The sequence below is a fragment of the Novosphingobium sp. genome, from assembly GCF_027531025.1.
In the GTDB taxonomy this organism is placed as follows: Bacteria; Pseudomonadota; Alphaproteobacteria; order Sphingomonadales; family Sphingomonadaceae; genus Novosphingobium.
In genome coordinates this window covers 133,760-159,751 of the sequence record NZ_JAPZQX010000003.1, presented here as the reverse complement: position 1 = coordinate 159,751, position 25,992 = coordinate 133,760, and the positions used below count along the sequence as shown (strand labels likewise).

The window sequence follows — 25,992 nt, the reverse complement described above, 5'->3', positions numbered from 1 at the left end:
GGGTTTCGGCCCAGCGGACCCAGGCCCGATGCGACGAGCATCACGATGCAAGAGCACTCACGGTGCGATGGCACGCGAGGTGGTCGATAACGCATCACCGCGGCTCAGCTGTCCAGGACGACCCCGGGAAAGGCGATCGCCCAAACTGGTCCGGAAAGTAGAACGGCGTAGCGTGGGGCTGGTGGCAACACCGGCCCCATTTGCTTTTGGCCCGCCTTGCTTGGTTTTGCGCGGTGCCGTCCTCAATCCGCGAGGAAGCGGTTCTTCAGGTCCAGCATCATCATCAGCGTCGAAATGGCAAAGCTGGCGAAGAGCGGCAGGCTCTTCGCTTCGTCGAAGAACAGCGTCAGCACCACCAGCCCGGCCATGGCCGCGCGATTGACCAGCAGCAGGCGCGGCTCGGCCAGGTCGCCGGACAGGAACTGTTGCCCGAAACTCCATTCCTTGCGCTTGCGGGCGAGGCGCGCTTCGTAATCGGGCACCCGTCGCACCAGCGCCAGTTCCACCACGGTCACCAGTGCCAGCAGCGCCGCAAACCCGCCGACCAGCCAGTCGGTGGTCCGGAGATAAGGCGCGGTGGCAGCGGGCCAGATCAGGGCGAGCACGGGAAACAGCACGCCCCACCAGGCGAGCACCAGCGCGGGCAGCATCAGCCGGTCGCTCCAGTGGTCTTCGCTCATCGCCTGCTCCCCGCCTCCCCCGCGCCGCTAGCGCAGAAACAGACTGGCGAGTTCGACATGCGTTGACCAGCGGAATTGTCCGACCGGGCGCAGTTCCTTTAGCACGAATCCCGCGTCGACCAGCATGGCCGCGTCCTTGGCCCAGCTGGCCGGGTTGCAGCTGATATAGACCACACGGTCCACGGTGCTGTCGGCGATCCGCTCGACCTGTTCCCGCGCCCCGGCGCGCGGGGGATCGAGCAGGACGGCGGCAAAGCGGTTCAGCTCGTCGGGCAACAGCGGGTTGCGGAACAGGTCGCGGTGCAGCGCGTGGACCGGCAGGCCGCTGCGGCCCGCCGCGGCCTTGCAGGCGTGGTGCGCGGCGCGTTCGGCCTCGGCCGCCAGGACCTTGGTTTCCGGCCCGGCCAGCGCGAAGGCGAAAGTGCCAAGGCCGGAAAACAGGTCGAGCACGGTGGCGCTGCCCGCCAGCCACTCGCGCGCCGCCGCCACCAGCGCCGCTTCGCCGTCCACCGTCGCCTGCAGGAAGGCGCCGGGCGGGAACGGCACGGCGACGCCCGACAGGGTGACGGTAACCGGCTCCGGCTCCCACACCGTATCGGGGCCATAGCCCGCATCCAGCGTCAACCGCGCCAGGGCATGATCGCGGGCGAAATCGAGCAGCAGCTCGGTCAGCGCCAGCCCCTCGGCGGCAAGGCCCTTGATGCCGAGGTCCAGCCCCTGGTCGGTGACGGTCAGCTCGAGATCGGCGGCGAGTTTCGCATGGGCATGCTTGCCCGGCTTGCCCTTGGCCTTGGGGGCAACCTGCCCCTGCCCGAGCTTGATCAGCAGCTTGCGCAAGGCGGGCAGGATCTCGACGATTTCGGGTCGCAGCACCGGGCATTCGCTGAGTTCGACCAGCCGGTGCGACCTCGCCTCGCGATAGCCGATCACCACCCGCCCCTGGCTGCTTTCGGCGCGCAAGGACGCGCGGCGGCGGCTGGCGAGCGGGGAAAGGTGCGGCGGGGTAATATGCTCGGCGCCCAGTTCCTGCGCTGAGGAAGCATTGCTGACCCGCGCCTCGACAAAATCGGCCAGGCTCGCCTCATCGAGCTGTTGCAGCTGGCATCCGCCGCAGCGGCCGAAGTGGCGGCAGGGCGGATCGACATGGTGCGGCCCGCGCTCCACGCTGCCATCGGCATGGAGCAGGTCGCCCGGCGCCGTGCCCCAGGCAAAGCGGCCCGAGGCGGTAACACCATCGCCCTTGGCGGCGATGCGGATGATTTCTTCGGCGGGTTCGGTCACAGGCAGGCGGCGTAGGCGCTTGCCACGTGCTCCGCAAGCTGCCCGGCGGCAAAGGGCGCCTGGGTGCGCCGCGCCGCCTCGCCGTGGAGCCAGACGCCTTCGCAAGCGGCGGTGAAGGCCTCCACCCCGCAAGCGAGGCGGCTGGCGATGGCCCCGGCCAGCACATCGCCCGTCCCGGCGATCGACAGCCAACTCGATGCGCGCGGGGCAAAGGCCAGCGCGCCATCGGGCCCGGCAACCAGCGTATCGGCCCCCTTGGCCACGATCACCATGCCGCTGGCCCGCGCCAGCGCCTCGGCCCGCTGGACCTTGCTGCCTGCCCCATCAAGGCCAAAGGCGCGTTCCAGCGCGAACAGTTCGCCATCGTGCGGCGTGGCGATCAACGGCGCGCTGCGCTCGGCCAGTTGCCGCGCCCCCAGCAGGACCAGCGCATCGGCATCGAGCACGGCCGGGATCGGTTCGGACAGGGCAATCGCCAGCCGCTCGCGCGCCGTGGCATCGCGGCCCAGCCCCGGCCCGACCAGCAGCGCGGCATAGCGGCTGTCGGTCAACACATTGGCCAAGGGCGCGCGATCGACGACCAGGTCGGGCGGCGCGGCCGCCGCCTCGCCCAGCAGCTTGACGTAACCGGCCCCCGCCCCCTGCGCCGCGCGCGCCGCCAGCAGCGCCGCGCCCGGCATGGCCCCGGTCACCACGCCCAGCAGGCCGCGGGTGTATTTGTGGGCGCTGGGCGCAGGCGCGGCGAGGACCGGGCGGGCAATCACGCTGGCGGCCGCCTCCGCGCGCGCCACCCCGATCCCGACCAGCCGCAGTTCGCCCATCATGGCCGCTGCAGGTAGCAGGAAGTGCGCGGGCTTCCACGCCCCCAGCGCCAGGGTCAGGTGCCAGTCGGGCAGGCCGGTGCTGAGCAGCATGCCATTGTCGGCATCGACACCGCTCGGCAGGTCGACCGCCACTCGGCGCGGGTGGCTGGCGGCAAGACGGCACAGCAGCGCCAGGTCATCGGCTTCGAGCGGGCGGGCGAGGCCGGTGCCGAACAGGCAATCGACCAGCACTTCGCCAATGGGCTCGGCATCCCGGCCCAGCACCGCGCCCTGGTAAAGCTGGCGGGCGACTTGCGCGGCGGCGGTCTTCGGCTTGTTCGCGGCGATCACGCTCACCGCCCCGCCCCGCTCGCGGATCGCCTCGGCAATCACATAGCCGTCGCCGCCATTGTTGCCGGGGCCGCACAGCACGGTGACGGGTCTGCCGCCCGAAATGCGCCAGACCCATTCGGCCGCGCCGCGCCCGGCCCGCTGCATCAGTTCATCAACCGAAGTGCCCGCGGCGACCAGTGCGCCTTCAGCATAGCGCATCTGCGCGGCGGTGAGCACCTGGTTACTGTTGTGGTACATCGGTGTGCCCGTTTGGTGCCTGTACAGGGACCACGTAACGATCATCGCCCAGGATCACTTCCCAGCGCTCACCCTCCGGCCCGGACTTGCGCGCCGACTGGCTCTGGTCTGCCCCGTCGGCGGCCAGTAGCTGCTGCCCATCGGCACTCGCGACCAGCCGCCGGAACTTGCCATCGGGGTGGCGCAGGACAAAGGCCGCACGGCCCTCCTCACTCACCCGCTCAAGCCCGCATTCCTGCGCGAAATGCGCCGATCCGCCGAGCGAACACCAGACCTGCTCCGCCACTTCCGGCGGCTTGGCTACGCCCCCGCCGCAAGCGGCGAGCAGCGGCAGCAGGATCAGGCTAGATGTCCGCGTAGACATGGGTCTCGGCCTTGGCCCCCGGGTGCGTTACCGCCCCCTTATAGGCCGGGCCGACGATCTGTGCATAGCGCCACAGCGCCCCGGCGTTGTAATCGTGCCCGCGCGGCTGCCAGCCCTTGCGGCGCTCGGCCAGTTCCGCCTCGTCCACTTCCAACTCGATAGTCCCGGCTTCGGCGTCGATGGCGATCATGTCGCCATCGCGAACCAGCGCGATCGGTCCGCAATCGGCGGCTTCCGGGCCGACATGGCCGATGCAGAAGCCGCGCGTCGCACCCGAAAAGCGCCCGTCGGTGATCAGCGCCACCTTCTCGCCCATGCCCTGGCCATAAAGCGCGGCGGTGGTCGCCAGCATCTCGCGCATGCCGGGGCCGCCCTTGGGCCCTTCGTTGCGGATCACGATCACGCTGCCTTCGCGGATCGCCTTGGCTTCGACCGCGGCAAAGGCGTCCTCCTCGCATTCGAAGACCTGGGCCGGGCCGCGGAACTGCAGCCGCGCCATGCCGGCCACCTTCACGATCGCCCCGTCGGGCGCCAGCGAGCCGCGCAGGCCAACCACGCCGCCAGTCGGCATCAGCGGGCTCTTCACGTCGTAGATCACCTTCTGGTCCGGGTTCCAGGTGATCTCCTCGATGTTCTCGCCCAGGGTCTTGCCGGTCACCGTGATTGGCTCGGGATCGAGGAAGCCGCCGTCAAGCAGCGTCTTCATCACCATGTAGACCCCGCCGGCCTCGTACATGTCCTTGGCGACATACTGCCCGCCGGGCTTGAGATCGGCGATGTAAGGCGTCGACTTGAAGATCTCGGCCACGTCGAACAGGTCGAAATCGATCCCGCATTCGCTGGCCATGGCCGGCAGGTGCAGCGCGGCATTGGTTGACCCGCCCGTGGCCGCGACAACCCGCGCGGCATTTTCGAAAGCGGCGCGGGTGCAGATGGTGCGCGGGCGCAGATTGCGCTCCAGCAGGTTCATCACCTGCTTGCCAGCGGCAATCGCCACCTCCTCACGCGATTTGTAAGGAGCAGGCGCCATGTTGCTGTTTGGCAGGGACAAACCGATGGCCTCACCAACGCAGGCCATGGTGTTGGCGGTGTACTGCCCGCCACAAGCCCCGTGACCCGGACAGGCCGCTTTTTCGATCGCGGTCAGTTCCGACAGCGGGCAGGCCCCGGCCGAATAGCGGCCCACCACCTCGAACACATCCTGCACGGTCAGGTCGCGTTCCTGGTAGCGGCCGGGCAGGATCGACCCGCCATAGACGAAGATCGACGGCACGTTCAGCCGCAGCATGGCCATCATCATCCCGGGCAGGCTCTTGTCGCAACCGGCGAAGCCGACGATCGCGTCGTAGCAGTGCCCGCGCACCGACAGCTCGACCGAATCCGCGATCACCTCACGGCTGACCAGCGAGGAGCGCATGCCCTGGTGGCCCATGGCGATCCCGTCGGTCACGGTAATCGTGTTGAACCGGCGCGGGGTGCCGCCCGCTGCGATCACCCCATCGCGGCAGATGTTCGCCTGGAAATCGAGCGCGGTGTTGCAAGGCGCGGAATCGTTACCGGCCGAGACCACGGCCACGAAGGGCTGGGCGATCTCTTCCTCGGTCATGCCCATCGCGTAATAATAGGAACGCTGGGGCGCACGCTCGGGCCCGACCGAAACATAACGGCTGGGCAGACGGCTCTTGTCGAAGCGGGTGGTCATTTTCGGTCCTTGCGAATGGCACTTTGCGCAATTCGCCCTGCCTTCAGGACAGCGAAAGCGCAACCCTGTTACACAACCGCGCGAGCAGTTCGGCCCATTTTGCCTGCTGCTGCGGGCTGGCCACTTCATCCTGGCGCAGTTCGATGCCGAGGTAGGGGCGACCCTCCGCCTCGCAGTGGCGGTTCATCGTGTAGTTCAGAAGCTTGCCCGAATAGGGCAGCTGATCGCCCACGATCAGCCCCTCAGCCTCCAGCAGCGGGATCGCCAGCCGGGCGGCGCGATCATCCTCGTTGTAAAGGACGCCGACCTGCCAGGGGCGCGGCTCGTCGCTGGTCGCCAGTTGCGGCGTGAAGCTGTGGAGCGAGAGGACCAGTGCCGGAGGCACATCGTCCAGCAAGGTCGCCAGCGCGGTGTGATAGGGCTCGTGGAAGCGGGCAATCCGGGCGAGATGCCCGGCATGATCCAGCGCATTGCCGGGGATGGCATGGCCATCGCTGGCAATTGGGATCACTGCGGGAGCATGCGGCTCGCGGTTCAGGTCGCAGACCAGGCGGCTGATATTGCCCTGGAACGCGGCGGTGCCGGGCTGGCGAGCCATTTCGGCGCCAACTTCGGCCACGCCCAGATCGACCGCGACGTGCTGGCCCAGCAGCGCCGGATCGATGCCCAGGTCGATATCGTCCGGCACACGGTTGCTGGCATGGTCCGACACGACCAGGATCCCGCCAAAGCGCGGCGTGCCGAGCAGGCGAAAGGCCTCGTGCTCCTTCACCGCAGCGCCCCGGCCAGGGTCCACCAGCCCGCGGGCATGGCCGCTTGCGCGGCATCGCGCTGGGCCGCGCTGTCATAAAGCGCGAAACAGGTCGCACCCGAACCGGACATGCGTGCCAGCCACGGCCCGGTCTGGCGCAGCGCGGCCAGCACATCGCCAATCGCCGGGCACAGCGCCAGCGCGGGGGCTTCCAGATCGTTGCGCCCGGCCAGCGCGATCTCGCGCACCGATCCGGCGGGCAAAGGACCGTGATCGATCCCGTCCCAGCCCTTGAACACCGGCCCGGTGCTGAGCGGCAGGCGGGGATTGACCAGCAGGACCGGCGTTCCGGCGAGATCGCTTGCGACAGGCTCCAGCTCCTCCCCCACCCCGCGCCCGACGCAGGTTTCGGAACGGACGCAGGCAGGCACATCGGCCCCCAGCTTCAGCGCGCGGGCGGGCCAGTCAGCGGGCAGGCCATATTCACGCTCGACCAGCCGAAACAGCGCCCCAGCATCGGCCGAGCCGCCGCCAAGGCCAGCGGCGACCGGCAGGTTCTTTTCCAGCGTCACCGCCCAGCCTTGCTGGCGTGGCAGCGCGGCAAGCGCCTCCATCACGATATTGTCGAACGGATCGTCCAGCGTCCCCGCGAACTCGCCCAGCACGTGCAGGCTGTCCCGCTCGGCCGGAGCAACGCTCAGCCGATCGCCCGCATCGACGAAGGCGAACAGCGTTTCCAGCTCGTGATAGCCATCCTCGCGCCGCCGCCGAACGTGCAGCGCGAGGTTGATCTTGGCAAAGGCGGTTTCGATCATGCTTCCTCCCCGGCACGGGGAGGGGGACCATCCGCAGGATGGTGGAGGGGCACAGGCGTGTTCTCCCTCCCTCGCTTTGCCCGATCGACGCAGATCTCGACAATTCTCGTAACCACAGCCGACAAATCATCCAGTATCAACTTGGCAGGAATGCGTGTCGTCGCGACCTGCTGCGATCGCAGCCATGCGCTACGCCTTGCGTCGCTGCTTGCCACACCGCCCGTCGCATGAGCAAAGCCATCGACTTCAATCGCGAGCCGGACAGCAGCACAATAGAAGTCCAGGACATATACTCCGGCTGGATGCTGTCGCCGGAACTTGAAGCCACCAGGCCGCTTGCGCAGTTCGCGCCATAGCAAGCCTTCGGGCAGGCTCATTTCGCTGCGCAGCTTGCGGGCCCGTTTGACTGTGTCCGTGGGTCCAGTGATCACTGGCCTGTGCCCCTCCACCATCCCGGAACTAGTCCGGGATGGTCCCCCTCCCCGTTCCGGGGAGGAATGCTCACATATTCGGATAGTTCGGCCCGCCGCCGCCTTCCGGCGTGACCCAGTTGATGTTCTGGGTCCTGTCCTTGATGTCGCAGGTCTTGCAGTGGACGCAGTTCTGGGCGTTGATCTGGAGGCGCGGATTGCCTTCCTCGACGCCAAGGAACTCGTACACGCCCGCCGGGCAGTACCGCGCCTCAGGCCCAGCATAGAGCTTGAGGTTGATTTCCACCGGCACCGCCGGGTCCTTCAGCTGCAGGTGGCAGGGCTGGTCTTCCTCGTGGTTGGTGAAGGACAGCGCCACGCTGGACAGGCGATCGAAGCTGATCACGCCGTCGGGCTTGGGATAGTTGATCGGCTTGTAAAGATCAGCCCGCCCGGTCGATTCGCAATCGCGGTGGTGGCCCATCACCGGCAGGATCGGCAGCTTGAGATAGCGCAGCCACATGTCGAGCCCGGCGAAGACCGTGCCGATATCGCCGCCGAACTTGGCGACCATCGGTTCGGCGTTCTGGACCAGCTTCAGCTCCTTGGCGATCCAGCTGTCCCGCACGGCGGCGTCATATTCGGCCATCGAGTCGTGTTCGCGGCCAGCGGCAATCGCGGCCGCCGCGGCTTCGGCGGCCAACATCCCGCTCTTCATCGCGGTGTGGCTGCCCTTGATGCGCGGCACGTTGACGAAGCCGGCCGAGCACCCGATCAGCGCGCCGCCCGGGAAATCGAGCTTGGGCACCGATTGCCAGCCGCCCTCGTTGATCGCGCGCGCACCATAGGACACGCGGCGCCCGCCTTCCAGGATCGCGCGGATTTCCGGGTGCTGCTTCCAGCGCTGGAATTCCTCGAACGGATAGACGTAAGGGTTCTTGTAATCGAGCGCAGTCACGAAGCCGAGCGCGACCTGGTTGTTCGCCTGGTGGTAAAGGAACCCGCCGCCCCAGCTGTCGCTTTCAGTGAGCGGCCAGCCCTGGGTGTGGAGCACCCGGCCCGGCACATGCTTGGCCGGATCGATGTCCCACAGTTCCTTTATGCCGATGCCATAGACCTGCGGTTCGCAGTTTGCCTCAAGGTCAAACTTCGCCTTCAGCGTCTTGGTCAGGTGGCCGCGCGCGCCTTCGGCAAAGAAGGTGTACTTGGCGTGCAGTTCCATGCCGGGCTGGTATTCGCCCTTGTGGCTGCCATCCTTGGCCACGCCCATGTCCTGGGTAGCGACGCCCTTGACCGAGCCATCCTCGTTATAAAGCACTTCCGAAGCGGGGAAGCCGGGGAAGATTTCGACGCCCAGTTCTTCGGCCTTGCCCGCCAGCCAGCGGCAAAGGTTGCCAAGCGACCCGGTGTAATTGCCGTTGTTCGACATGAACGGCGGCATCGGCCAGTGCGGCACTTCGAACTTGCCGGTCGCGGACAGAACCCAGTGCCAGTTGTCGGTCACCGGGGTTTCGGCCATGGGGCAGCCATCGTCGCGCCAGTTGGGCAGCAGCTCGTCCAGCGCCTTGGGATCGACCACCGCGCCCGACAGGATGTGGGCGCCCACTTCCGAACCCTTTTCCAGGATGCAGACCGAAAGATCGGCGTTCACCTGTTTCAGCCGGATCGCCGCGGCAAGGCCGGCCGGGCCGCCACCGACGATGACGACGTCATAGGGCATGGATTCGCGTTCGCTCATGGGTCCCACCTGTTAGGGGTTAAACGTGCGGTTGAGCCTTGAAAGCTGGCTTGCGGCAGGTCAAGACCGCAAATGTGAACAATCCCGCCCAAACCGACCCGGCCAGCGATCCCCGCATGGCCCTTGCCGCCGTGCTCGACTGGTGGCGCGAGGCCGGGGTGGACCATGCCTTTGGCGATGAACCGCGCGCCTGGCTGGCCGAAGAGCAGGCACCGGAAACGGAAACGCCGCGCGCCGTCACTGCGCAACCGGCCTTTGCGCCACCGCCGCCACCGCCCGCCGAGCGCATCGCCGGAGTGGATGCCCTGCCCGCCACGCTGGCCGAATTCCGCGCCTGGTGGCTGACCGAACCCTCGCTCGACAGTGGCCAGGTGGCGAACCGGGTGCCGCCGCGCGGGGCGGAAGGCGCGGCGCTGATGGTGCTGGTCGATCACCCCGAGGCCGAGGATGGCGAACAACTGCTGTCCGGGCCGCAGGGACGACTGCTGAACGCGATGCTGGCGGCGATGGGGCTTGGCCCGGATGCTGCCTATGTCGCCTCCTGCCTGCCGCGCCACATGCCACTGCCGGACTGGGCGGCGCTTGATGCCGCCGGGCTGGGCCAGGCGGTGCGCCATCACGTCGCGCTTGCCCGGCCAGAGCGGCTGCTGGTGTTCGGGCGGCACATCCTGCCGCTCTTGGGCCACGATCCAACGAAAACCGCTGAACCTTTACGCCGTTTTAACCATGAGGGCCGGACTATTCCGCTACTAAGCGTGGCGGGGCTGGCGGTGCTTGCCACGAAACCGCGTGGCAAGGCCGCCCTGTGGCAGGCCTGGCTGGACTGGACGGAACAGGGATCGGTGTGACCATACGGCTTCGCAGGATCATTCTGGCAATCGGACTGGTGGGCTCGACCCTCGCCGCCACTGCGCCGGCCATGGCGAACAGCGCCGCGGTCGACTATTTCCGCAACCGCGCCGATCGCAGCGCCGTGCCCAGCCTGCTCAGCCAGGACGAGCGCAGCTATTACCGCGACCTCTTCGCCGCGATCGACAAGGGCGACTGGGCGCGGGTCCAGGCCATGTTCGCCGAAAAGGCCGATGGCCCGCTGCACCATGTGGCGCGGGCGGAGTATTTCCTGGCCCCCGGATCGCCCCGGATCGAGCTGCCGCAACTGAACGAATGGCTGGCCCGCGATGCCAGCCTGCCGCAAGCCGAACAGATCGCCACCCTGGCGCAGAAGCGCGGGGCGACCGAGCTGCCGCCGCTCCCCCAGACGGGGCGGATGATCACCCAGCCCAGCTTTGCCAAGCGGATCCGTCCGCGCGAGGTCAACGACGGCACCATGCCCGCCGCCGTCGCCGCCGCAATCAACGGCCGGGTCAAGGAAGACGATCCGGCCGGGGCCAAGGCCCTGCTCGATGGGATCGACACCCAGCTTTCCCCCGCCACCCGCGCCGAATGGCGCGCCAAGGTGGCTTGGTCCTACTACATCGAGAACGACGATGCCGCCGCCTATGCCCTAGCGCAGACCGTGCAGGAGGGCGAAGGCCCGTGGGTGGCCGAAGGGATGTGGACCGCGGGCCTCGCCGCCTGGCGGCTGGGCGATTGCCAGGGCGCGGGCGATGCCTTTGCCCGCACGGCCCGCCAATCGCAGAACAGCGAGCTGACCGCCGCTGCGCTCTATTGGCAGAGCCGCGCGGCCGTGCGCTGCCGCCAGCCGGAAAAGGCCGCCGCCCCACTGCGGGCCGCCGCGCGGATGGACGAGACGCTTTATGGCATGCTGGCGGCGGAACAGCTGGGCCTGGGCCTGCCGCAGACCCACACCGCGCCCGATTTCACCCTGGCCGATTGGCAGAAGCTGCGCGACGAGCCCAATATCCGCGCCGCCGTGGGCCTGGCCGAGATTGGCCGCGATGGCCTGGCCGACGAAGTGCTGCGGCATCAGGCGCGGATTGGCCCGGCCAGCGAATACCAGCCGCTGACCCGGCTGGCGCGCGACCTGGGCCTGCCCTCCACCCAGCTGTGGATGGCCTATAACAGTCCGGCGGGCGGGCGCCCGGAACCGGCGGCGCGTTTCCCCACGCCCAAGTGGACCCCGGCCAATGGCTGGCAGGTCGATCCGGCGCTGGTCTATGCCCATACGTTGCAGGAATCGGTGTTCCGCACCAAGGCGGTCAGCCCGGCCGGGGCGCGCGGGCTGATGCAGATCATGCCGGTCGCCGCGCGCGACCATGCGGCAAGGCTCGGCGTGGCTGGCACGTCCAGCGACCTGCACCGCCCCGAAGTGAACCTCGCCTTTGGCCAGCGCCACCTCGAAATGCTGCGCGATGCGCCCGGCACGCAGGGCCTGCTGCCCAAGGTTATGGCCGCCTATAACGCCGGGCTGACCCCGATCGCCCGCTGGCAGGCCGAAATCCGTGACCAGGGCGATCCGCTGCTGTGGATGGAAAGCGTGCCCTATTGGGAAACGCGGGGCTATGTGAACATCGTCATGCGCAATTACTGGATGTACGAACGGCAGGCCGGTGGCCCGTCGGAAAGCCGGATCGCGCTGGTCCAGGGCCTGTGGCCGACCTTCCCCGGCATCTCCGGCGCGGGCGCGGTGCGGATGGCTGCCAACGGAACGATCGTCCGTGGCCGTTGATCCATCATGCCCGTTCAAGCCAATCAACATTGCCGTTTTGACTGTGTCGGACACGCGCACGGCGGCCGACGATACCTCGGGCGATATCCTGGCGGCGCGGGTTACCGGTGCGGGCCATAGCCTGGCCGCGCGGGCCATCGTGCGCGACGATCCCGACCTGATCGTCGCCCAACTCGAACAATGGATCGAGGATCCCGCAATTGACGCGGTGGTTTCCACCGGCGGCACGGGCCTGACCGGGCGCGACGTGACCCCCGAGGCGCTGGACCGGATCAAGACCCGCGACATCCCCGGCTTTGGCGAACTGTTCCGCTGGATCAGCTTCCAGACCATCGGCACCAGCACGATCCAGAGCCGCGCCTGCGCTGTGGTCGCGCGCGGGACCTATATCTTCGCCCTGCCCGGCTCCAACGGCGCTGTGAAGGACGGCTGGGACGGAATCCTTGCCGAACAGCTCGACAGCCGCAACCGGCCCTGCAACTTCGTGGAACTGATGCCAAGGCTCAGGGAAGTCTAAGCCACTTGCCGATTTGTTCCGCATATGTTCTGATGTGTGGATGCCGATTCCCCCTCCCATCCATGGCCGCGGCGCGCAGTCGGCCAAGGTGCCGCAGCGCTTCGGTCTCGCCGTGCGCGAGGTGGATGGGGACTGGCTGGATGCGCGCGAAGCGATCGACGGCTCCGCGCCGAAACTGCGGACCACGGTAACCGAGGAACGCCCCCGCACGATCATCAGCCGCAACCGCTCGCCCGATATCCCGTTCGATCGTTCGATCAACGCCTATCGCGGATGCGAGCATGGCTGCGTCTATTGCTATGCCCGGCCCACCCACGCCTTTCACGACCTGTCGCCGGGGCTGGATTTCGAAACAAAGCTGTTTGCCAAGCCCGATGCCGCAAACCTGCTGCGCACCGAGCTGGGCAAACGCGGCTACACCCCCGCACCAATCGCGATGGGGACCAGCACCGATCCCTATCAGCCGATCGAAGCCCGCTATCGCCTGACCCGCCAGGTGCTCGAAGTGTGTCTCGAAACCCGCCACCCGGTGACGATCACTACCAAGAGCGCGCGGGTGGTTCGCGATCTGGACCTGCTGGCCGAACTGGCCCGGCTGAACCTGACGGCGGTCTCGATCTCGGTGACCAGCCTCGATCCCCGGCTCTCCGGCCTGCTGGAACCGCGCGCTTCCTCCCCCGCCAAGCGGCTCGATGCGTTGGAGCAGTTGGCCGCCGCGGGGGTCCCCGCGCACGTTTCGGTGGCACCGGTGATCCCGTCGATCACCGATGAATTCATCGAGCGCATCCTCGAGGAGGCGGCAGCCCGCGGCGTCAAGACGGCCAGCTGGATCATGCTGCGTCTGCCACACGAAGTGGCCCCGCTGATGCGCGAATGGCTCGAGGTCCACTACCCCGATCGCGCTGCCAAGGTCATGGCCATTGTCCAGGCCATGCGCGGCGGCCAGGATTACGACAGTCGCTTTTTCGAACGGATGAAACCCAAGGGCGTCTGGGCCGACGTGTTCCGCACCCGCTTCCGCATCGCCTGCCAGAAGCTGGGGCTGAACCGCGAGCCGCCGAGGCTGGATTGCGGACAGTTCGTGGCACCGCGCAGCAATGGGCAGTTGCGGTTGCTGTGATTGGGGCGTGCCAATGATCCACAGGCCGACGGAAACGCAGCGCCTTGCGAACAGGCTGCGCAGGTCGATGACGCTACCCGAAGTGCTTCTGTGGCGAGAGCTGCGCAAGCGGCCGGGCGGATTGAAATTCCGTCGCGAGCACCCGGCGGGAAGCTACGTCCTCGATTTTTTCTGTGCCGAACTGGCTTTGGCAATCGAGATCGACGGGACGGTACACGACTGCGGTAGTGTTGCGGATAAGGATGAGCGGCGCGATGCCTCGTTGCTGTGCCAAGGCGTTACAGTGGTCCGGTTTCCGGCCAGCGACGTGCTGAAAGAAGTCACGTCGGTCGTTGAAGCGATCCTCGCCATGACGGTCAGCCTGCTCGCAACGAAATCCTCGCCTTGAGGCGAGGGGGACCGCTCGCAGAGCGGTGGAGTGGTGGCGGATAGGCGCGCCGCAGTGTGCTGGCTGCTGCTGCAGCCAATAACTCACCACTCCGTCAGCCCTATGGGCTGCCACCTCGCCTCAAGGCGAGGATCAGGCGCCGTTGAACCGGATCAGTCGGCTGTCCGCCAGGGCCGCCGTGCGGTGCGGCAGGGCATCGCGGACATATTCCTCGTTCTTGACCATGGCCATGAACACGCCGGAATGGGGATAGCCCATGACAAAGGCCGCGTCCCATTCATCGGCCGGGCCAGTCACCATGCATTCGAGCGGGGCCTGCCAGACCATCGCCGCGCCATCGTCCGCCACCAGTTCCTGGAAGCGCTGCTCGTAGATCTCATAGGCTTCGCGCCCGGCCAGGCCCTTGCCGTGGTTGGGGTGGCCTTCGGGATATTCCGCCAGGTCGCGGAACTTGAGCAGGTTGAGCATGTGGATCGGCCGGTCGCGGGGCAGGTCCTTGAACACCAGCCAGTTCTCGCGCGATGGATCGATGTAGCTGGTCATGGCAAAGTCCCTCCGCCTTCTGCCGTCGCTTTCCTACACACCGCCAGCCGTGTCATGCCGGACCGATGCCGCTGCCCCTGCCCTCCCGGTCCCCGCCGCAATGGACGGGGCCGAAAGGGCCGGTTTTTCTTGCTCAGGACTGTGGTCAATGTGGTCCACGCGCTCCTGTTCGGTCAGGCTCAGGCGTCCGCCAGCTTGTATTCGCGGAACTGGTCGCGCAGGTCCTTCTTGCTGATCTTGCCGGTCGCCCCGTGCGGGATCGCATCGACGAATTCGATCGCATCGGGCAGCCACCACTTGGCGACCTTTTCAGCGAGGTGCGCCATGATCTGCTCGGCAGTCACGTCCATTCCGGCCTTCTTGACGACGACCAAGATCGGCCGCTCGTCCCACTTGGGGTGATAGATGCCGATCGCCGCGGCCTCGGCCACGCCGGGCACACCCACGGCGGCGTTTTCCAGCTCGACCGAGCTGATCCATTCGCCGCCGGACTTGATCACGTCCTTCGTCCGGTCGGTCAGCTGCAGCGTGCCATCGGGGTGCAGGATGGCCACGTCGCCGGTATCGAACCACTGTTCGTCATCGGCTGCATCGGCTTCGGCCTTGAAGTAGCGCTTGATGATCCACGGCCCGCGCACCTGCAGCGCGCCGCTCGTCTGGCCATCGCGCGGCAGGACCTTGGTCGGATCGCCCAGGTCGACCGTGCGCAGCTCGACGCCAAAGGGCACGCGGCCCTGCATCTGCTTGATCGAGACCTGTTCGTCGAACGAGAGATCGTCCCAGTCCCAGGTCTTGGCCCCGGTCGTGCCGATCGGGCTGGTCTCGGTCATGCCCCAGGCGTGGGCGACATTGACCCCGACCTTCATCAACCGCTCGATCATGAAGCGCGGCGCGGCCGAACCGCCGATGATCGCGTGACGCAGGGTGGGAATGGTCGCCCCGGTAGCGTCCATGTGCTGGAAGGTCGCGAGCCAGACAGTCGGCACCCCGGCCGAATGGGTCACCTTCTCGCGGTTCATCAGTTCGGTCAGCACGGCAGCGTCGTTGACGGCCGAGAAGACGAACTTGATGCCCGCAGCGGCCCCCGCCCAGGGCAGGCCCCAGCTGGCGGCGTGGAACATCGGTACCACCGGCAGCATGACCGAACGGGTATCGAAATCGAAGATCGCCGGCTGCAGCCCGGTCATCGCATGGAGCATGGTCGAACGGTGCTCATAGAGCACGCCCTTGGGGTTCCCGGTGGTGCCGCTGGTATAGCAGAGCATGCAAGGGTCGCGCTCGTCGCCGGTAGCCCAGGTGGTGTGGCCGTCTTCCTGGCCGATCCAGTCCTCGAACTCGCCATTGTCATAGCAGATGAAGTGCTTGATCGTAGTCCACTTGGGCTTCATCCGCTCGATGATCGGGGTGAAGGCCTTGTCGTAGAGCAGGACCAGGTCTTCGGCGTGGTTGGCGATGTATTCCAGCTGGTCGTCGAACAGGCGCGGGTTGATCGTGTGGAGGATCCCGCCGACGCCGACCGCGCCATACCAGGAAACCAGGTGGCGGCTGTGGTTCATCGCCAGGGTGGCGATCCGGTCACCCTTTTGCACGCCCAGCTTGCGCAGGGCCTGGGTCATCCGCAGCGCATCGTGGCGGATACCGGCCCAGTTGGTGCGCGTTTCGCTGCCATCGGCCCAGCGGGTCACGATCTCGCGGCTGCCATGCTCGCGCGCGGCATGGTCAATCAGGTGCGTGACCCGCAGGTCAAAATCTTGCATTGCTCCCAGCATCAGGCTCTCCAAATCCCCCCACCCGCTTTTGATCTAAGCGACGAGCCGAAGATGTCCCGAATTTCGCCGCGCGGTCAGCGACACATTGGCAAGTCCTTCGACACTTGCCAAGCGTTCCGCGACATCGCTGTCGAGATGGAATTGCTTGCCCAGCCGCAGCAGTGGCTCCTGCCCGGTGCCGGTGCGCAGCCGCACGACCACCTCGCCCTGCCCGCTGCCGTCCTGACCCAGCAGGGCGGCGAGGTCATGCAGGGCTTCGGGGGCCAGCACGTCCAGCCGCAACTGCATCTGCGCGCTGCCCTTGACCTCTTCGAGCGGCCGCGCGCCGCGCACCGTCACGCGCGGCGGCTCTTCCGGACTGGGCGCATCCAGTTCCACCGTCAGCAGCAGGCAGGTGCCATCCTTGGCCCACTGCTGCATCGGCGCGACCAGCGATTCCTCGAAACAGGCGGCGCTGAACTGGCCCGAGCTGTCGGAGAAGTCTGCCCGCACGAATTCCCCGCCCTTGCGCGTGCGCCCCTTGCTGACGCTTTCGACCATCGCGGTCATCACCGCCTGCATCCGACCGCCGCCGGGCACGCCCGCCTCCATCAGCCGGGCGTAGGTCCGCGCGCCGTTGGCATTGGCAATCGCGCGCCATTGCTCAACCGGATGGGCTGCGAAATAGAAGCCGAAGTTCTCGCGCTCCCTGGCCATCTGCTCGGCCCGGCTCCAGGCCGGGGTATCGGCGAGGCGCAGCGCCGGGGCGGCATGATCGTCGCCACCGAACAGGCCAGCCTGGCCGCTCGAACGGCTGCGTTCGGCCTCGTCGGCCACGGCCAGCAGCATGTCGGCATTGGCCAGCACCTTGGCGCGGTTGGGCTCCAGGCTGTCGAAGGCGCAGGCAGCGGCCAGCCCTTCCAGCTGGCGGCGGTTCATGCTGCCCGGCGGCACGCGGCGGAACAGGTCTTCCAGGCTGGCAAAGCGGCCATTGGCCTCACGCTCGGCGACGATCGCGTCCATCGCCTTCTCGCCGACATTGCGGATTCCGGCCAGGGCATAGCGCACCGCGTGCCCCTCCTCGGTCTGCTCGACCGTGAATTCCGCCTCGGACCGGTTGATGTCCGGCCCCTCCAGCGCCAGCCCGGCGCGGCGCATGTCATCGACGAAGACCGCCAGCTTCTCCGACTGGTGCATGTCGAAGCACATCGAGGCGGCATAGAATTCGTGCGGGTAATGGGTCTTCAGCCAGGCGGTCTGATAGGCCAGCAAGGCATAAGCCGCCGCGTGGCTCTTGTTGAAGCCATAGCCCGCGAACTTGTCGATCAAGTCGAACAGCTCGTTGGCCTTGGCTGGCTCGATATCCGAATGCTCCTTGCACCCGGAGACGAAGCGCGAGCGCTGGGCGTCCATTTCGGCCTGGACCTTCTTGCCCATCGCGCGGCGCAGCAGGTCGGCATCGCCGAGCGAATAGCCGGCCAGGATCTGCGCCGCCTGCATCACCTGTTCCTGGTAGACGAAGATCCCATAGGTCTCGCTCAGGATGCTTTCCAGCTTGGGGTGCGGATATTCGATGCTCTCGCTGCCATTCTTGCGGCGGCCGAACAGCGGGATATTGTCCATCGGACCGGGGCGATAGAGCGAGACGAGCGCGATGATGTCGCCGAAATTGGTCGGCTTCACCGCCGCCAGGGTGCGGCGCATCCCCTCGGATTCCAGCTGGAACACCCCCACCGTGTCACCGCGCTGGAGCAGCTCGTATACCTCGGCGTCGTCCCACGGCAAGGCGTCGAGATCGATGGTGATCGCGCGCCGCTTGAGCAGTTCGACCGCCTTCTTCAGCACCGACAGGGTCTTGAGGCCGAGGAAGTCGAACTTGATGAGGCCGGTATCCTCGACATATTTCATGTCGAACTGGGTGACCGGCATGTCCGAGCGCGGATCGCGATAGAGCGGCACCAGCTGATCGAGCGGACGATCGCCGATCACCACCCCGGCCGCGTGGGTCGAGCTGTTGCGGTTGAGCCCTTCGAGCTGGACGGCCAGATCGACCAGCCGCTTCACTTCGGGATCGTTGTCGTACTCGCGCTTCAGCTCGGCCACGCCGTTGAGCGCGCGCGGCAGGGTCCAGGGATCGGTCGGATGGTTGGGCACCATCTTGCACAGCCGGTCGACCTGGCCATAGCTCATCTGCAGGATGCGGCCGCAATCGCGCAGCACGGCGCGGGCCTTCAGCTTACCGAAGGTGATGATCTGGGCAACGTGATCGGCGCCATACTTCTGCTGGACATAGCGGATCACCTCGCCGCGGCGGGTTTCGCAGAAGTCGATATCGAAGTCCGGCATCGAGACGCGTTCCGGATTGAGGAAGCGTTCGAACAGCAGGCCCAGTTTCAGCGGATCGAGATCGGTGATGGTCAGCGCCCAGGCCACCACCGAGCCCGCCCCCGAACCGCGCCCCGGCCCCACCGGAATGTCATTGGCCTTGGCCCACTGGATAAAGTCGGCCACGATCAGGAAGTAGCCGGCAAAGCCCATCCGGTTGATCACGTCGGTCTCGAAGGCGAGCCGGTCGAAATAGGCCTGCCGTTCCTCGGGGCTCAGTTCGCCATAGGGGGCGAGCCGCTTTTCAAGGCCGGCGCGGGCATGCTCGACCAGCATGGCCGCCTCGCCTTCCTTGTCGCCGGCAAGGCTTGGCAGCAGCGGCTTGCGCTTGGGCGGCATGAAGGCGCAGCGCTGGGCGATCACCACGGTATTGGCCAGCGCCTCGGGCAGATCGGCAAACAGTTCGGCCATCATCGGCCGCGACTTCACCCAGGCATCGCGGGCCGAGCGCGGGCGCTCAGCTGCGTCGATATGGGTCGAATTGGCGATGCACAGCATGGCATCGTGGGCCGCATGGAAACCCGGATCACCGAACTGGGCCGGATTGGTGGCGACCAGCGGCAGGTTCCGCGCATAGGCGAGGTCGATCAGCGCATCTTCCGCCGCTTCCTCGACCGGGTCATTGCGCCGCGCGATTTCGATATAGAGCCGGTCCGGGAACAGGGCTTCCAGCCGCGCGCACAGCTCCACCGCCGCCTCGCCCTTGCCGGCGGCGAGCAACCGCACGAGCGCCCCGTCGCCCGCGCCAGTCAGCGCGATCAGGCCGTCAGCATGGCCGACGAGATCGGCCATGGTAACATGCGGTTCCAGCTCGATCGGGCGGCCGAGATGGGCGTGGCTGACCAGGCGGCACAGGTTGTTCCAGCCGGTCTCGTTCTGGGCGATCAGCCCCAGCCAGTCGATCGTCTCGCCCTCATCCCGCCGCACCGCCAGGAAGGTGCCGACCAGCGGCTGGATGCCCGCGTCCTTGCAGGCTCCGGCAAACGACATTGCGGCGTAAAGCCCGTTGCGATCGGTCAGCGCGATCGCCGGGAAAGCGCGATCCTTGGCCAGTTTCGCCGCCGCCTTGGGATCGATCGCCCCTTCGAGCATGGTGTAGCTCGAAAAGACGCGCAGCGGGACGAAAGGTTCATAGGCCATGGCAGCTAGATGCGGCCTGGCGGCGCGATTCGGAAGGGGGCGCGGCGGGCTTTACCCACAGCGCCGAACGACGCGGCCAGGCCCCTGTTCGGAGCCCCGATCAGAGCAGGGCCTTGATGTCCTTTTCCAGTGCCTCGGGCTTGTCGGTCGGGGCATAGCGGCGCACCACCTTGCCATCGCGGTCGATCAGGAACTTGGTGAAGTTCCACTTGATCGACTTCGAGCCCATCAGCCCCGGCGCCTCGCTCTTCAGCCAGTCATAAAGCGGCGGCGCGCCATCGCCGTTGACGTCGACCTTGGCCATCAGCGGAAAGGTCACATCGTACTTCAGGCTGCAGAAGTTGGCGATCTCCTCGGCATTGCCGGGTTCCTGCGCACCGAACTGGTTGCAGGGGAAGGCGATCACTTCAAAGCCCTGATCGGCGTACTTCTTGTAGAGCGCTTCCAGCCCGGTGTACTGCGGGGTGAAACCGCACTTGCTGGCGGTGTTGACGATCAGCAGCACCTTGCCGGCCTTGTCCGCCAGGCTGATTTCCTCGCCACCGGGCAGCTTGGCCGTGAAATCGGCGATGGTCTTCATGATGAACTCTCCAAAGATTTGCCCGGCAGGCTATGCCGGGCGGACGACTTAGTCCACCCGCCCGTCGTGCAGGCGCAGCACCCGGTCCATGCTGGCAGCCAGCCGCTCGTTATGCGTGGCAACCAGCGCCGCGCTGTTCTGGCGGCGGACGAGATCAAGGAACTCGGCGAAGACCCGGTCGGCGGTGGCTTCGTCGAGATTGCCGGTCGGCTCGTCAGCCAGGACCAGCGCCGGGCGATTGGCCAGGGCGCGGGCCACGGCCACGCGCTGCTGCTCGCCGCCCGAAAGCTGGTTGGGCCGATGGCCCAGCCGTTCGCCCAAACCGAGCGCAGTCAGCAACTGGGTGGCCCGGGCGGCGGCTTCAGCCTCGGCCGTTCCAGCGACCAGTTGCGGCAGCACGACATTTTCCAAGGCGTTGAAATCGGGGAGCAGATGATGGAACTGGTAGACGAAGCCGATCTTGTCGCGCCGCAGGTTGGTGCGATCGTCCGATGACAGCGTGCCCGCTTCAACCCCGGCGATCCGCAAGGTGCCACCAAAGCCGCCTTCCAGTAGGCCGACCGCCTGGAGCAGGGTCGACTTGCCCGAACCCGATGGCCCCAGCAGCGCAACGATCTCGCCCGGCTGGATCGCGAGGTCCACGCCGCGCAGCACGTCGATCCGCACCCCGCCCTGTTCAAAGCTGCGGGTCAGGCCGCGCGTGAAAACGACAGGCTCACTCATAGCGCAGCACCTGCACCGGATCGGTGCTCGCCGCCTTGAACGCCGGGTAGAGCGTCGCAAGGAAGCTGAACACCAGCGCCATGATCACGATCAGCGCGATCTCCACCGGATCGCTGCGCGCAGGCAGCTCGGTCAGGAAGCGGATGCTCGGATCCCAGAGGTTCTGCCCGGTGATCACTTCGATCCCGCGCACGACCGACTGGCGGAAGAACAGGAACACCGCGCCCAGGATCAGACCGGCAACCGTGCCCAGCGCGCCAACCACGAAGCCGACCGTCACGAAGACCTTGAGCAGGCTCTGTCGGCTGGCGCCCATGGTGCGCAGGATTGCGATGTCGCGGGTCTTGGCGCGCACCAGCATGATCAGCGAGGACAGGATGTTGAAAACCGCCACCAGGACGATGATCGACAGGACGACGAACATCGCCACGCGCTCTACTGCCAGCGCCTCGAACAGGCTGGCGTTCATCGTGCGCCAGTCGGTCACCACGGCTTGCCCCGCCAGCTGCTGCGCCACGGGTTGCAGAATCTCGGTCACCTTGTCGGGATCGGTGACCTGCACCTCGATCATGCCGATGGCATCGCCGGCCAGCAGCAGGGTCTGGGCATCCTCGATCGGCATGACGACGAAGCGCTCGTCGAAATCGAACACCCCGATCTCGAAGATCGCGGCAACGCGATAGGCAATCTCGCGCGGGACCGTGCCAAACGGGGTGGAACGGCCCTTGGGATTGATGATCGTCAGCGTATCGCCCACCCGGATCCCCAGGTTGGAGGCGAGCTGCGCCCCGATCGCCACTTCGCTGGCACCGGGCTTCAGCGGATCGAGGGACCCTGCCACCAGCTTGGGCTTCAGCCGCTGGATATCCTCGGCGGTGTTGCCGCGCGCGAAGATCAGGTCGACCCGCCCGTTGAAGCTGCCCATCTGCGGCTGCTCGATCAACGGCGAGGCGCGGGTCACGCCGGGCGTGGACTGGATCAGCTTCAGCGTGCCCTGCCAGTTATCCAGCCGCCCGCCATAGGCCTGGACCACGGCGTGACCGTTAAGCCCCGAAATCTTGTCGAACAGCTCGGCCCGGAACCCGTTCATCACGCTCATCACGATGACCAGCGCCGCGACGCCCAGCGCCACGGCGACCAGGCTGATCCCCGCGACCAGCGCGATAAACGCCTCGCTCCGCCCCGGCAGGAGATAGCGTTTGACCAGCGTTTTTTCGAAGGGCGTGAGGAGCAAGCGGGGCCTCTGGCAACTGATGCGATTGCCGCGGACTTAGGGGGCGCGGGCCTTCAGGGCAAGCGGTCAGAACGGGATTGCCTGGCCATCCCAGGCAAAGGCCTGGCCGCTCTCGGCTGGGGTCAACCGGTCGATCACCGCCAGCAGGTGTGCGGCGGCTTCAGCCGGCACAAAAACTGTCCGCCCCTCGCCCGTGCCGGTAAACGGGGCCGACAGCGGCGTTGCCACTGTCCCCGGATGGAGCGCCGCGACCACGGCCTGGGGGTGGCTCCGTCCCAATTCGATCGCGAAATTCCGCAGGATCATGTTGAGCGCCGCCTTGCTGGCGCGATAGGCATGCCAGCCGCCCAGCCGGTTGTCCCCGATCGAACCGACCCGCGCCGAAAGCGCCGCGAAGACTGCCCGTTCGCGGCGCGGCAGCAGCGGCAGAAAATGCTTGCCGATCAGCGCCGGACCGGTCGCGTTGATCGCGAAGGCGCGGGTATAGGCCGCCGGGTCCTGGGCCTTGTAGGTCTTTTCCGGCTGCAGCCCTGCCCCATCGGACAGAATGCCGGTGGCAACGATCGCCAGTGTCACCGGACCAGCCGCCCCGATCCGGGCCGCCGCCGCCGCGATGCTGGCCTCATCCATCAGGTCAAAGGCGAATGACTCGGTCCCATCCGGCGCAGCGCGGCTACCGCGCGATCCGGCCCAGACGCGCTGGTATTGCCCGCCGACAGTCAGCGCAGCAGCCAGTGCTGCGCCAATACCGCCGGATGCGCCGAAGATGACTGCCTGGCTCAGATACGGAGCCGGCTCAATAGCCCATCAGGCTGAGCACTTCCTTGCGACTGCGATGGTCATCGAGGAAGCAGCCCAGCATCCGACTGGTGACCATGCCGACCCCAGGCGTGCGCACGCCGCGCCCGGTCATGCAGCCGTGCTGGGCCTCGATCACCACGGCCACGCCATGCGGCTGCAGGTTGGTCCAGATGCATTCGGCGACCTCGGCCGTCAGCCGCTCCTGGATCTGCAGACGGCGGGCATAGCCATGGAGCACGCGCGCCAGCTTGGAAATGCCGACCACGCGATCCTTCGGCAGATAGGCGATCGAGGCCTTGCCGGTGATCGGGGCCATGTGGTGTTCGCAGTGCGACTGGAACGGGATGTCCTTCAACAGGACCACTTCGTCATAACCGCCCACTTCGGCAAAAGTGCGCGACAGGTGCAACGAAGGGTCTTCCTCGTTACCCTGGCAATACTCCCGCCAGGCGCGGGCAACGCGCGCGGGGGTATCGATCAAACCTTCGCGATCCGGGTCTTCACCAGCCCAGCGCAGCAGGGTGCGCAGCGCATCCTGCACTTCGTCCGGCACGAACAGCTTGGTTTCGCATTCGTCATGTTCGAGGTGGGTGGTTACATAGTTCATTGCAACAGTCCTTCCCGGCATTTGCCCCGCCGAAGTGGGCCCGGCGAGGCCATGCAGCAACCCGGCCTTTGGACTGTTGTGGGTGGCGCGGCCTGCACCCTTGCTTTCGCGCGCATTGGGGGCCAAAGGCAGCCGCGAAGCGCGAGCGCAGCAGGCAGGCGATTCCACATGAACATCACGAACCCGTTCCTTGACCGCGACGGCGACAAGCTGCGCGAGGAATGCGGCATCTTCGGCGTGATCGGCAGCCCGGAAGCGGCTCCGATCACTGCGCTGGGACTGCACGCATTGCAGCATCGCGGGCAGGAAGCCTGCGGCATCGTCAGCTGGGACGGGCACGAATTCTTCGCCCGCCGTGGCCTCGGCCATGTTGCCCAGGTCTTTGCCGACCAGACCATCCTGAGCGAATTGCCCGGCCACATGGCATCGGGCCACGTGCGCTATTCCACCACCGGTGGCCAGGGGCTGCGCAACGTCCAGCCGCTCCACGCGGACCTGGCCCGCGGTGGCTTCTCGATCGCGCACAACGGCAACATTTCCAATGCCATGCGGCTGCGGCAGGAACTGGTCGACAAGGGCGCGATCTTCCAGTCGACCTCGGACACCGAGGTGATCATCCACCTGATCGCGACCAGCCGCTACCCCACCCTGCTCGACCGGTTTGTCGATGCGCTGCGGATGGTCGAGGGCGCCTATTCGCTGATCTGCATGACGCCCAAACGCATGATCGCCTGCCGCGATCCGCTCGGCATCCGTCCGCTGGTGATGGGCAAGATCGGCGATGCCACCGTCTTCGCCAGTGAAACGGTCGCGCTCGACGTGGTCGGCGCGGAATTCGTGCGCGAGATCGAACCGGGTGAGATCGTCGAGGTGCGCCAGGACGGCCGCATCACCAGCCATCGCCCGTTCGGCGAACATCCGCCGCGCCCCTGCATCTTTGAACACGTCTATTTCAGCCGGCCGGATTCGGTATCGAGCGGTCAGTCGGTCTACGAAGTGCGCCGCCAGATCGGGGTTGAACTGGCGCGCGAAGCACCGGTCGAGGCTGACCTGGTAGTACCGGTGCCCGACAGCGGCGTGCCGGCGGCAATCGGCTATGCCCAGGAAAGCGGCATTCCCTTTGGCCTGGGCATCATTCGCTCGCACTATGTCGGGCGCACCTTCATCCAGCCGAGCGATGGCGAGCGTCATGCCGATGTGAAGCGCAAGCACAATGCCAACCGCGCGCTGGTCGAAGGCAAGCGGATCGTGCTGATCGACGATTCGATCGTGCGCGGCACTACCAGCATGAAGATCGTCCAGATGATGCGCGATGCCGGGGCCAAGGAAGTGCACTTCCGCGTCGCCAGCCCGCCTACGGGTCATTCGTGCTTCTATGGCGTAGATACGCCCGAGCGGCACAAGCTGCTCGCCGCGCGGATGGACCTCAATGAAATGACGAAGTTCATCGTAGCGGACAGCCTGGCTTTCGTCTCGATCGACGGGCTTTACCGGGCAGTTGGCGAGAAGTCCCGCAACGCGGCCTGCCCGCAGCATTGCGATGCCTGCTTCACCGGCGACTATCCGACCCGGCTGACCGACCTGGCGGACAAGACCGCCGCCACCGACCAGTTGAGCCTGCCGGTAGGTAAAGTCGCATGACCGACCTCACCGGACAGATCGCGCTCGTTACGGGCGCGAGCCGCGGCATTGGCGCGGCAACGGCCCAGGCCCTCGCCGCGGCAGGCGCGCACGTGGTGCTGACCGGGCGCGACACCAAGGCGCTCGAAGCGGTGGAACAGGCGATCTTCGATGCGGGCGGCGCGGCGACCATTGCCCCGGTCGACCTTTCCGAGGGCGACGGGATCGCCCGACTGGCCCAGGCCATTGCCGGGCGCTGGCCCGCGCTGGATATCCTGGTCCATGCCGCCGCCGTGCTGCCTCAGCTGACCGGGGTAACCGATATCGACCAGAACGGCTTTTCGAAGGCGCTGACGACCAATGCGCTGGCGACCCAGGCGCTGATCGCTCGGTTCGATCCGCTGCTCCGCAAAAGCGCCAACGGGCGGTTCATCTACCTGACCACTTCGGTCGCCACTGCGCCGCGCGCCTGGTGGGGGGCCTATGCCGCCAGCAAGGCCGCCGCCGAAGTGCTGGTCGATTGCTATGCGCAGGAAGTGCGCAATGTCAGCAAGGTTCGCGTCGCGATCGTCGATCCGGGAGCCACGCGCACGGCCATGCGGGCCAAGGCCTACCCGGGCGAGGATCCGCTGCGGAACAAGGAGCCTGCCGTGGTTGCGGACCGCGTGGTTACCCTGCTTGGTGAACAATTCGCCACCCCGCACCGCGAGCGTGTTAACCAGTCCCAATAAGGTCGGAGCAAGGCTGAAGGTCCATTTTTTGCCAAGCCTGTCCGGAAAGATTCGGACAGGCACATACCGCAGGCAAGAATTGAGGACCCGG

Annotated in this window: 24 protein-coding genes; 7 read left to right on the top strand and 17 right to left on the bottom strand. The window is 66.8% G+C overall.

Going from position 1 to position 25,992, the window contains the following annotated elements; all coding sequences use genetic code 11:
- Positions 1–242: 242 nt before the first annotated feature.
- The 9 genes from O9281_RS03775 to O9281_RS03735 all read right to left on the bottom strand — a co-directional run bounded on the left by O9281_RS03775 (position 243) and on the right by O9281_RS03735 (position 9,135).
- Positions 243–680: a hypothetical protein gene (locus O9281_RS03775; RefSeq protein WP_298182949.1), complete on the bottom strand. Its 438-nt coding sequence runs from the start codon at positions 678–680 to the stop codon at positions 243–245.
- 27 nt (positions 681–707) lie between these two features.
- Positions 708–1,961 carry a class I SAM-dependent RNA methyltransferase gene (locus O9281_RS03770; RefSeq protein WP_298182947.1) on the bottom strand — a complete coding sequence of 418 codons (1,254 nt, stop codon included), beginning with the start codon at positions 1,959–1,961 and terminating at the stop codon, positions 708–710.
- A complete protein-coding gene (locus O9281_RS03765; protein ID WP_298182945.1) occupies positions 1,958–3,355 on the bottom strand; it encodes an NAD(P)H-hydrate epimerase in 1,398 nt (465 codons plus the stop codon). The genes O9281_RS03770 and O9281_RS03765 overlap by 4 nt, the downstream gene beginning before the upstream one ends.
- Complete coding sequence (locus tag O9281_RS03760) at positions 3,339–3,719, bottom strand: hypothetical protein (protein WP_298182943.1); 381 nt, start codon at positions 3,717–3,719, stop codon at positions 3,339–3,341. Before O9281_RS03760 ends, O9281_RS03765 begins: the two co-directional genes overlap by 17 nt.
- On the bottom strand, positions 3,700–5,421 hold the full coding sequence (gene ilvD / locus O9281_RS03755; RefSeq protein ID WP_298182940.1) for a dihydroxy-acid dehydratase: 1,722 nt from the start codon (positions 5,419–5,421) through the stop codon (positions 3,700–3,702). Before ilvD ends, O9281_RS03760 begins: the two co-directional genes overlap by 20 nt.
- 43 nt (positions 5,422–5,464) lie before the next feature.
- On the bottom strand, positions 5,465–6,217 hold the full coding sequence (locus O9281_RS03750; RefSeq protein WP_298182937.1) for an N-formylglutamate amidohydrolase: 753 nt from the start codon (positions 6,215–6,217) through the stop codon (positions 5,465–5,467).
- A complete protein-coding gene (locus tag O9281_RS03745; protein WP_298182934.1) occupies positions 6,190–6,987 on the bottom strand; it encodes a 4-(cytidine 5'-diphospho)-2-C-methyl-D-erythritol kinase in 798 nt (265 codons plus the stop codon). Before O9281_RS03745 ends, O9281_RS03750 begins: the two co-directional genes overlap by 28 nt.
- A complete protein-coding gene (locus tag O9281_RS03740) occupies positions 6,984–7,364 on the bottom strand; it encodes an endonuclease domain-containing protein (protein WP_298182931.1) in 381 nt (126 codons plus the stop codon). The genes O9281_RS03745 and O9281_RS03740 overlap by 4 nt, the downstream gene beginning before the upstream one ends.
- 124 nt (positions 7,365–7,488) lie before the next feature.
- Positions 7,489–9,135, bottom strand: coding sequence for an electron transfer flavoprotein-ubiquinone oxidoreductase (locus tag O9281_RS03735; RefSeq protein WP_298182928.1), 1,647 nt, complete (start codon positions 9,133–9,135; stop codon positions 7,489–7,491).
- A 74-nt stretch (positions 9,136–9,209) separates the two neighbouring features.
- Here O9281_RS03735 and O9281_RS03730 point away from each other — a divergent pair, with 74 nt between their 5' ends.
- The 5 genes from O9281_RS03730 to O9281_RS03710 all read left to right on the top strand — a co-directional run bounded on the left by O9281_RS03730 (position 9,210) and on the right by O9281_RS03710 (position 13,789).
- Positions 9,210–9,983 (top strand): hypothetical protein, encoded by a 774-nt coding sequence (locus O9281_RS03730; RefSeq protein WP_298182925.1) that lies wholly within the window; start codon positions 9,210–9,212, stop codon positions 9,981–9,983.
- Between the two features lie 71 nt (positions 9,984–10,054).
- Positions 10,055–11,764, top strand: coding sequence for a lytic transglycosylase domain-containing protein (locus tag O9281_RS03725; RefSeq protein ID WP_298183902.1), 1,710 nt, complete (start codon positions 10,055–10,057; stop codon positions 11,762–11,764).
- Positions 11,754–12,281 carry a molybdenum cofactor biosynthesis protein B gene (moaB, locus tag O9281_RS03720; protein WP_298182922.1) on the top strand — a complete coding sequence of 176 codons (528 nt, stop codon included), beginning with the start codon at positions 11,754–11,756 and terminating at the stop codon, positions 12,279–12,281. The genes O9281_RS03725 and moaB overlap by 11 nt, the downstream gene beginning before the upstream one ends.
- Before the next feature lie 40 nt (positions 12,282–12,321).
- On the top strand, positions 12,322–13,401 hold the full coding sequence (locus O9281_RS03715) for a PA0069 family radical SAM protein (RefSeq protein WP_298182919.1): 1,080 nt from the start codon (positions 12,322–12,324) through the stop codon (positions 13,399–13,401).
- Complete coding sequence (locus O9281_RS03710) at positions 13,379–13,789, top strand: endonuclease domain-containing protein (RefSeq protein WP_363321445.1); 411 nt, start codon at positions 13,379–13,381, stop codon at positions 13,787–13,789. The genes O9281_RS03715 and O9281_RS03710 overlap by 23 nt, the downstream gene beginning before the upstream one ends.
- 132 nt (positions 13,790–13,921) lie before the next feature.
- Here O9281_RS03710 and O9281_RS03705 read toward each other — a convergent pair whose 3' ends face one another.
- From O9281_RS03705 to folE, 8 genes are all read right to left on the bottom strand, one after another.
- A complete protein-coding gene (locus O9281_RS03705; RefSeq protein ID WP_298182913.1) occupies positions 13,922–14,332 on the bottom strand; it encodes a DUF1330 domain-containing protein in 411 nt (136 codons plus the stop codon).
- Between the two features lie 179 nt (positions 14,333–14,511).
- A complete protein-coding gene (locus O9281_RS03700; RefSeq protein ID WP_298182907.1) occupies positions 14,512–16,101 on the bottom strand; it encodes a long-chain fatty acid--CoA ligase in 1,590 nt (529 codons plus the stop codon).
- 33 nt (positions 16,102–16,134) lie between these two features.
- On the bottom strand, positions 16,135–19,605 hold the full coding sequence (gene dnaE / locus O9281_RS03695; protein WP_298182905.1) for a DNA polymerase III subunit alpha: 3,471 nt from the start codon (positions 19,603–19,605) through the stop codon (positions 16,135–16,137).
- A 100-nt stretch (positions 19,606–19,705) separates the two neighbouring features.
- On the bottom strand, positions 19,706–20,185 hold the full coding sequence (locus tag O9281_RS03690; RefSeq protein WP_298182899.1) for a glutathione peroxidase: 480 nt from the start codon (positions 20,183–20,185) through the stop codon (positions 19,706–19,708).
- A gap of 48 nt (positions 20,186–20,233) precedes the next feature.
- A complete protein-coding gene (locus tag O9281_RS03685; protein ID WP_298182896.1) occupies positions 20,234–20,908 on the bottom strand; it encodes an ABC transporter ATP-binding protein in 675 nt (224 codons plus the stop codon).
- Complete coding sequence (locus O9281_RS03680; RefSeq protein ID WP_298182892.1) at positions 20,901–22,142, bottom strand: lipoprotein-releasing ABC transporter permease subunit; 1,242 nt, start codon at positions 22,140–22,142, stop codon at positions 20,901–20,903. The genes O9281_RS03685 and O9281_RS03680 overlap by 8 nt, the downstream gene beginning before the upstream one ends.
- Before the next feature lie 66 nt (positions 22,143–22,208).
- Positions 22,209–22,910, bottom strand: coding sequence for an SDR family NAD(P)-dependent oxidoreductase (locus O9281_RS03675; protein WP_363321454.1), 702 nt, complete (start codon positions 22,908–22,910; stop codon positions 22,209–22,211).
- 28 nt (positions 22,911–22,938) lie between these two features.
- On the bottom strand, positions 22,939–23,550 hold the full coding sequence (gene folE / locus O9281_RS03670) for a GTP cyclohydrolase I FolE (RefSeq protein ID WP_298182887.1): 612 nt from the start codon (positions 23,548–23,550) through the stop codon (positions 22,939–22,941).
- 168 nt (positions 23,551–23,718) lie between these two features.
- Between folE and purF the strand changes: the two genes are divergently transcribed.
- Positions 23,719–25,191, top strand: coding sequence for an amidophosphoribosyltransferase (gene purF / locus O9281_RS03665; RefSeq protein ID WP_298182884.1), 1,473 nt, complete (start codon positions 23,719–23,721; stop codon positions 25,189–25,191).
- Positions 25,188–25,901, top strand: coding sequence for an SDR family NAD(P)-dependent oxidoreductase (locus tag O9281_RS03660; protein ID WP_298182881.1), 714 nt, complete (start codon positions 25,188–25,190; stop codon positions 25,899–25,901). The genes purF and O9281_RS03660 overlap by 4 nt, the downstream gene beginning before the upstream one ends.
- The last annotated feature ends 91 nt before the right edge of the window (positions 25,902–25,992 follow it).

Bases quoted from the DNA above. Each gene is read 5' to 3' on its own strand.
- ilvD (WP_298182940.1), bottom strand. From the start codon at position 5,421: ATGACCACCCGCTTCGACAAGAGCCGTCTGCCCAGCCGTTATGTTTCG.
- purF (WP_298182884.1), top strand. From the start codon at position 23,719: ATGAACATCACGAACCCGTTCCTTGACCGCGACGGCGACAAGCTGCGC.
- O9281_RS03735 (WP_298182928.1), bottom strand. From the start codon at position 9,135: ATGAGCGAACGCGAATCCATGCCCTATGACGTCGTCATCGTCGGTGGC.
- O9281_RS03660 (WP_298182881.1), top strand. From the start codon at position 25,188: ATGACCGACCTCACCGGACAGATCGCGCTCGTTACGGGCGCGAGCCGC.
- O9281_RS03740 (WP_298182931.1), bottom strand. From the start codon at position 7,364: ATGAGCCTGCCCGAAGGCTTGCTATGGCGCGAACTGCGCAAGCGGCCT.
- O9281_RS03705 (WP_298182913.1), bottom strand. From the start codon at position 14,332: ATGACCAGCTACATCGATCCATCGCGCGAGAACTGGCTGGTGTTCAAG.
- O9281_RS03745 (WP_298182934.1), bottom strand. From the start codon at position 6,987: ATGATCGAAACCGCCTTTGCCAAGATCAACCTCGCGCTGCACGTTCGG.
- O9281_RS03725 (WP_298183902.1), top strand. From the start codon at position 10,055: ATGGCGAACAGCGCCGCGGTCGACTATTTCCGCAACCGCGCCGATCGC.
- O9281_RS03710 (WP_363321445.1), top strand. From the start codon at position 13,379: ATGGGCAGTTGCGGTTGCTGTGATTGGGGCGTGCCAATGATCCACAGG.
- dnaE (WP_298182905.1), bottom strand. From the start codon at position 19,605: ATGGCCTATGAACCTTTCGTCCCGCTGCGCGTCTTTTCGAGCTACACC.
- O9281_RS03775 (WP_298182949.1), bottom strand. From the start codon at position 680: ATGAGCGAAGACCACTGGAGCGACCGGCTGATGCTGCCCGCGCTGGTG.
- O9281_RS03760 (WP_298182943.1), bottom strand. From the start codon at position 3,719: ATGTCTACGCGGACATCTAGCCTGATCCTGCTGCCGCTGCTCGCCGCT.
- O9281_RS03765 (WP_298182945.1), bottom strand. From the start codon at position 3,355: ATGTACCACAACAGTAACCAGGTGCTCACCGCCGCGCAGATGCGCTAT.
- O9281_RS03700 (WP_298182907.1), bottom strand. From the start codon at position 16,101: ATGCTGGGAGCAATGCAAGATTTTGACCTGCGGGTCACGCACCTGATT.
- O9281_RS03690 (WP_298182899.1), bottom strand. From the start codon at position 20,185: ATGAAGACCATCGCCGATTTCACGGCCAAGCTGCCCGGTGGCGAGGAA.
- O9281_RS03685 (WP_298182896.1), bottom strand. From the start codon at position 20,908: ATGAGTGAGCCTGTCGTTTTCACGCGCGGCCTGACCCGCAGCTTTGAA.
- O9281_RS03715 (WP_298182919.1), top strand. From the start codon at position 12,322: ATGCCGATTCCCCCTCCCATCCATGGCCGCGGCGCGCAGTCGGCCAAG.
- folE (WP_298182887.1), bottom strand. From the start codon at position 23,550: ATGAACTATGTAACCACCCACCTCGAACATGACGAATGCGAAACCAAG.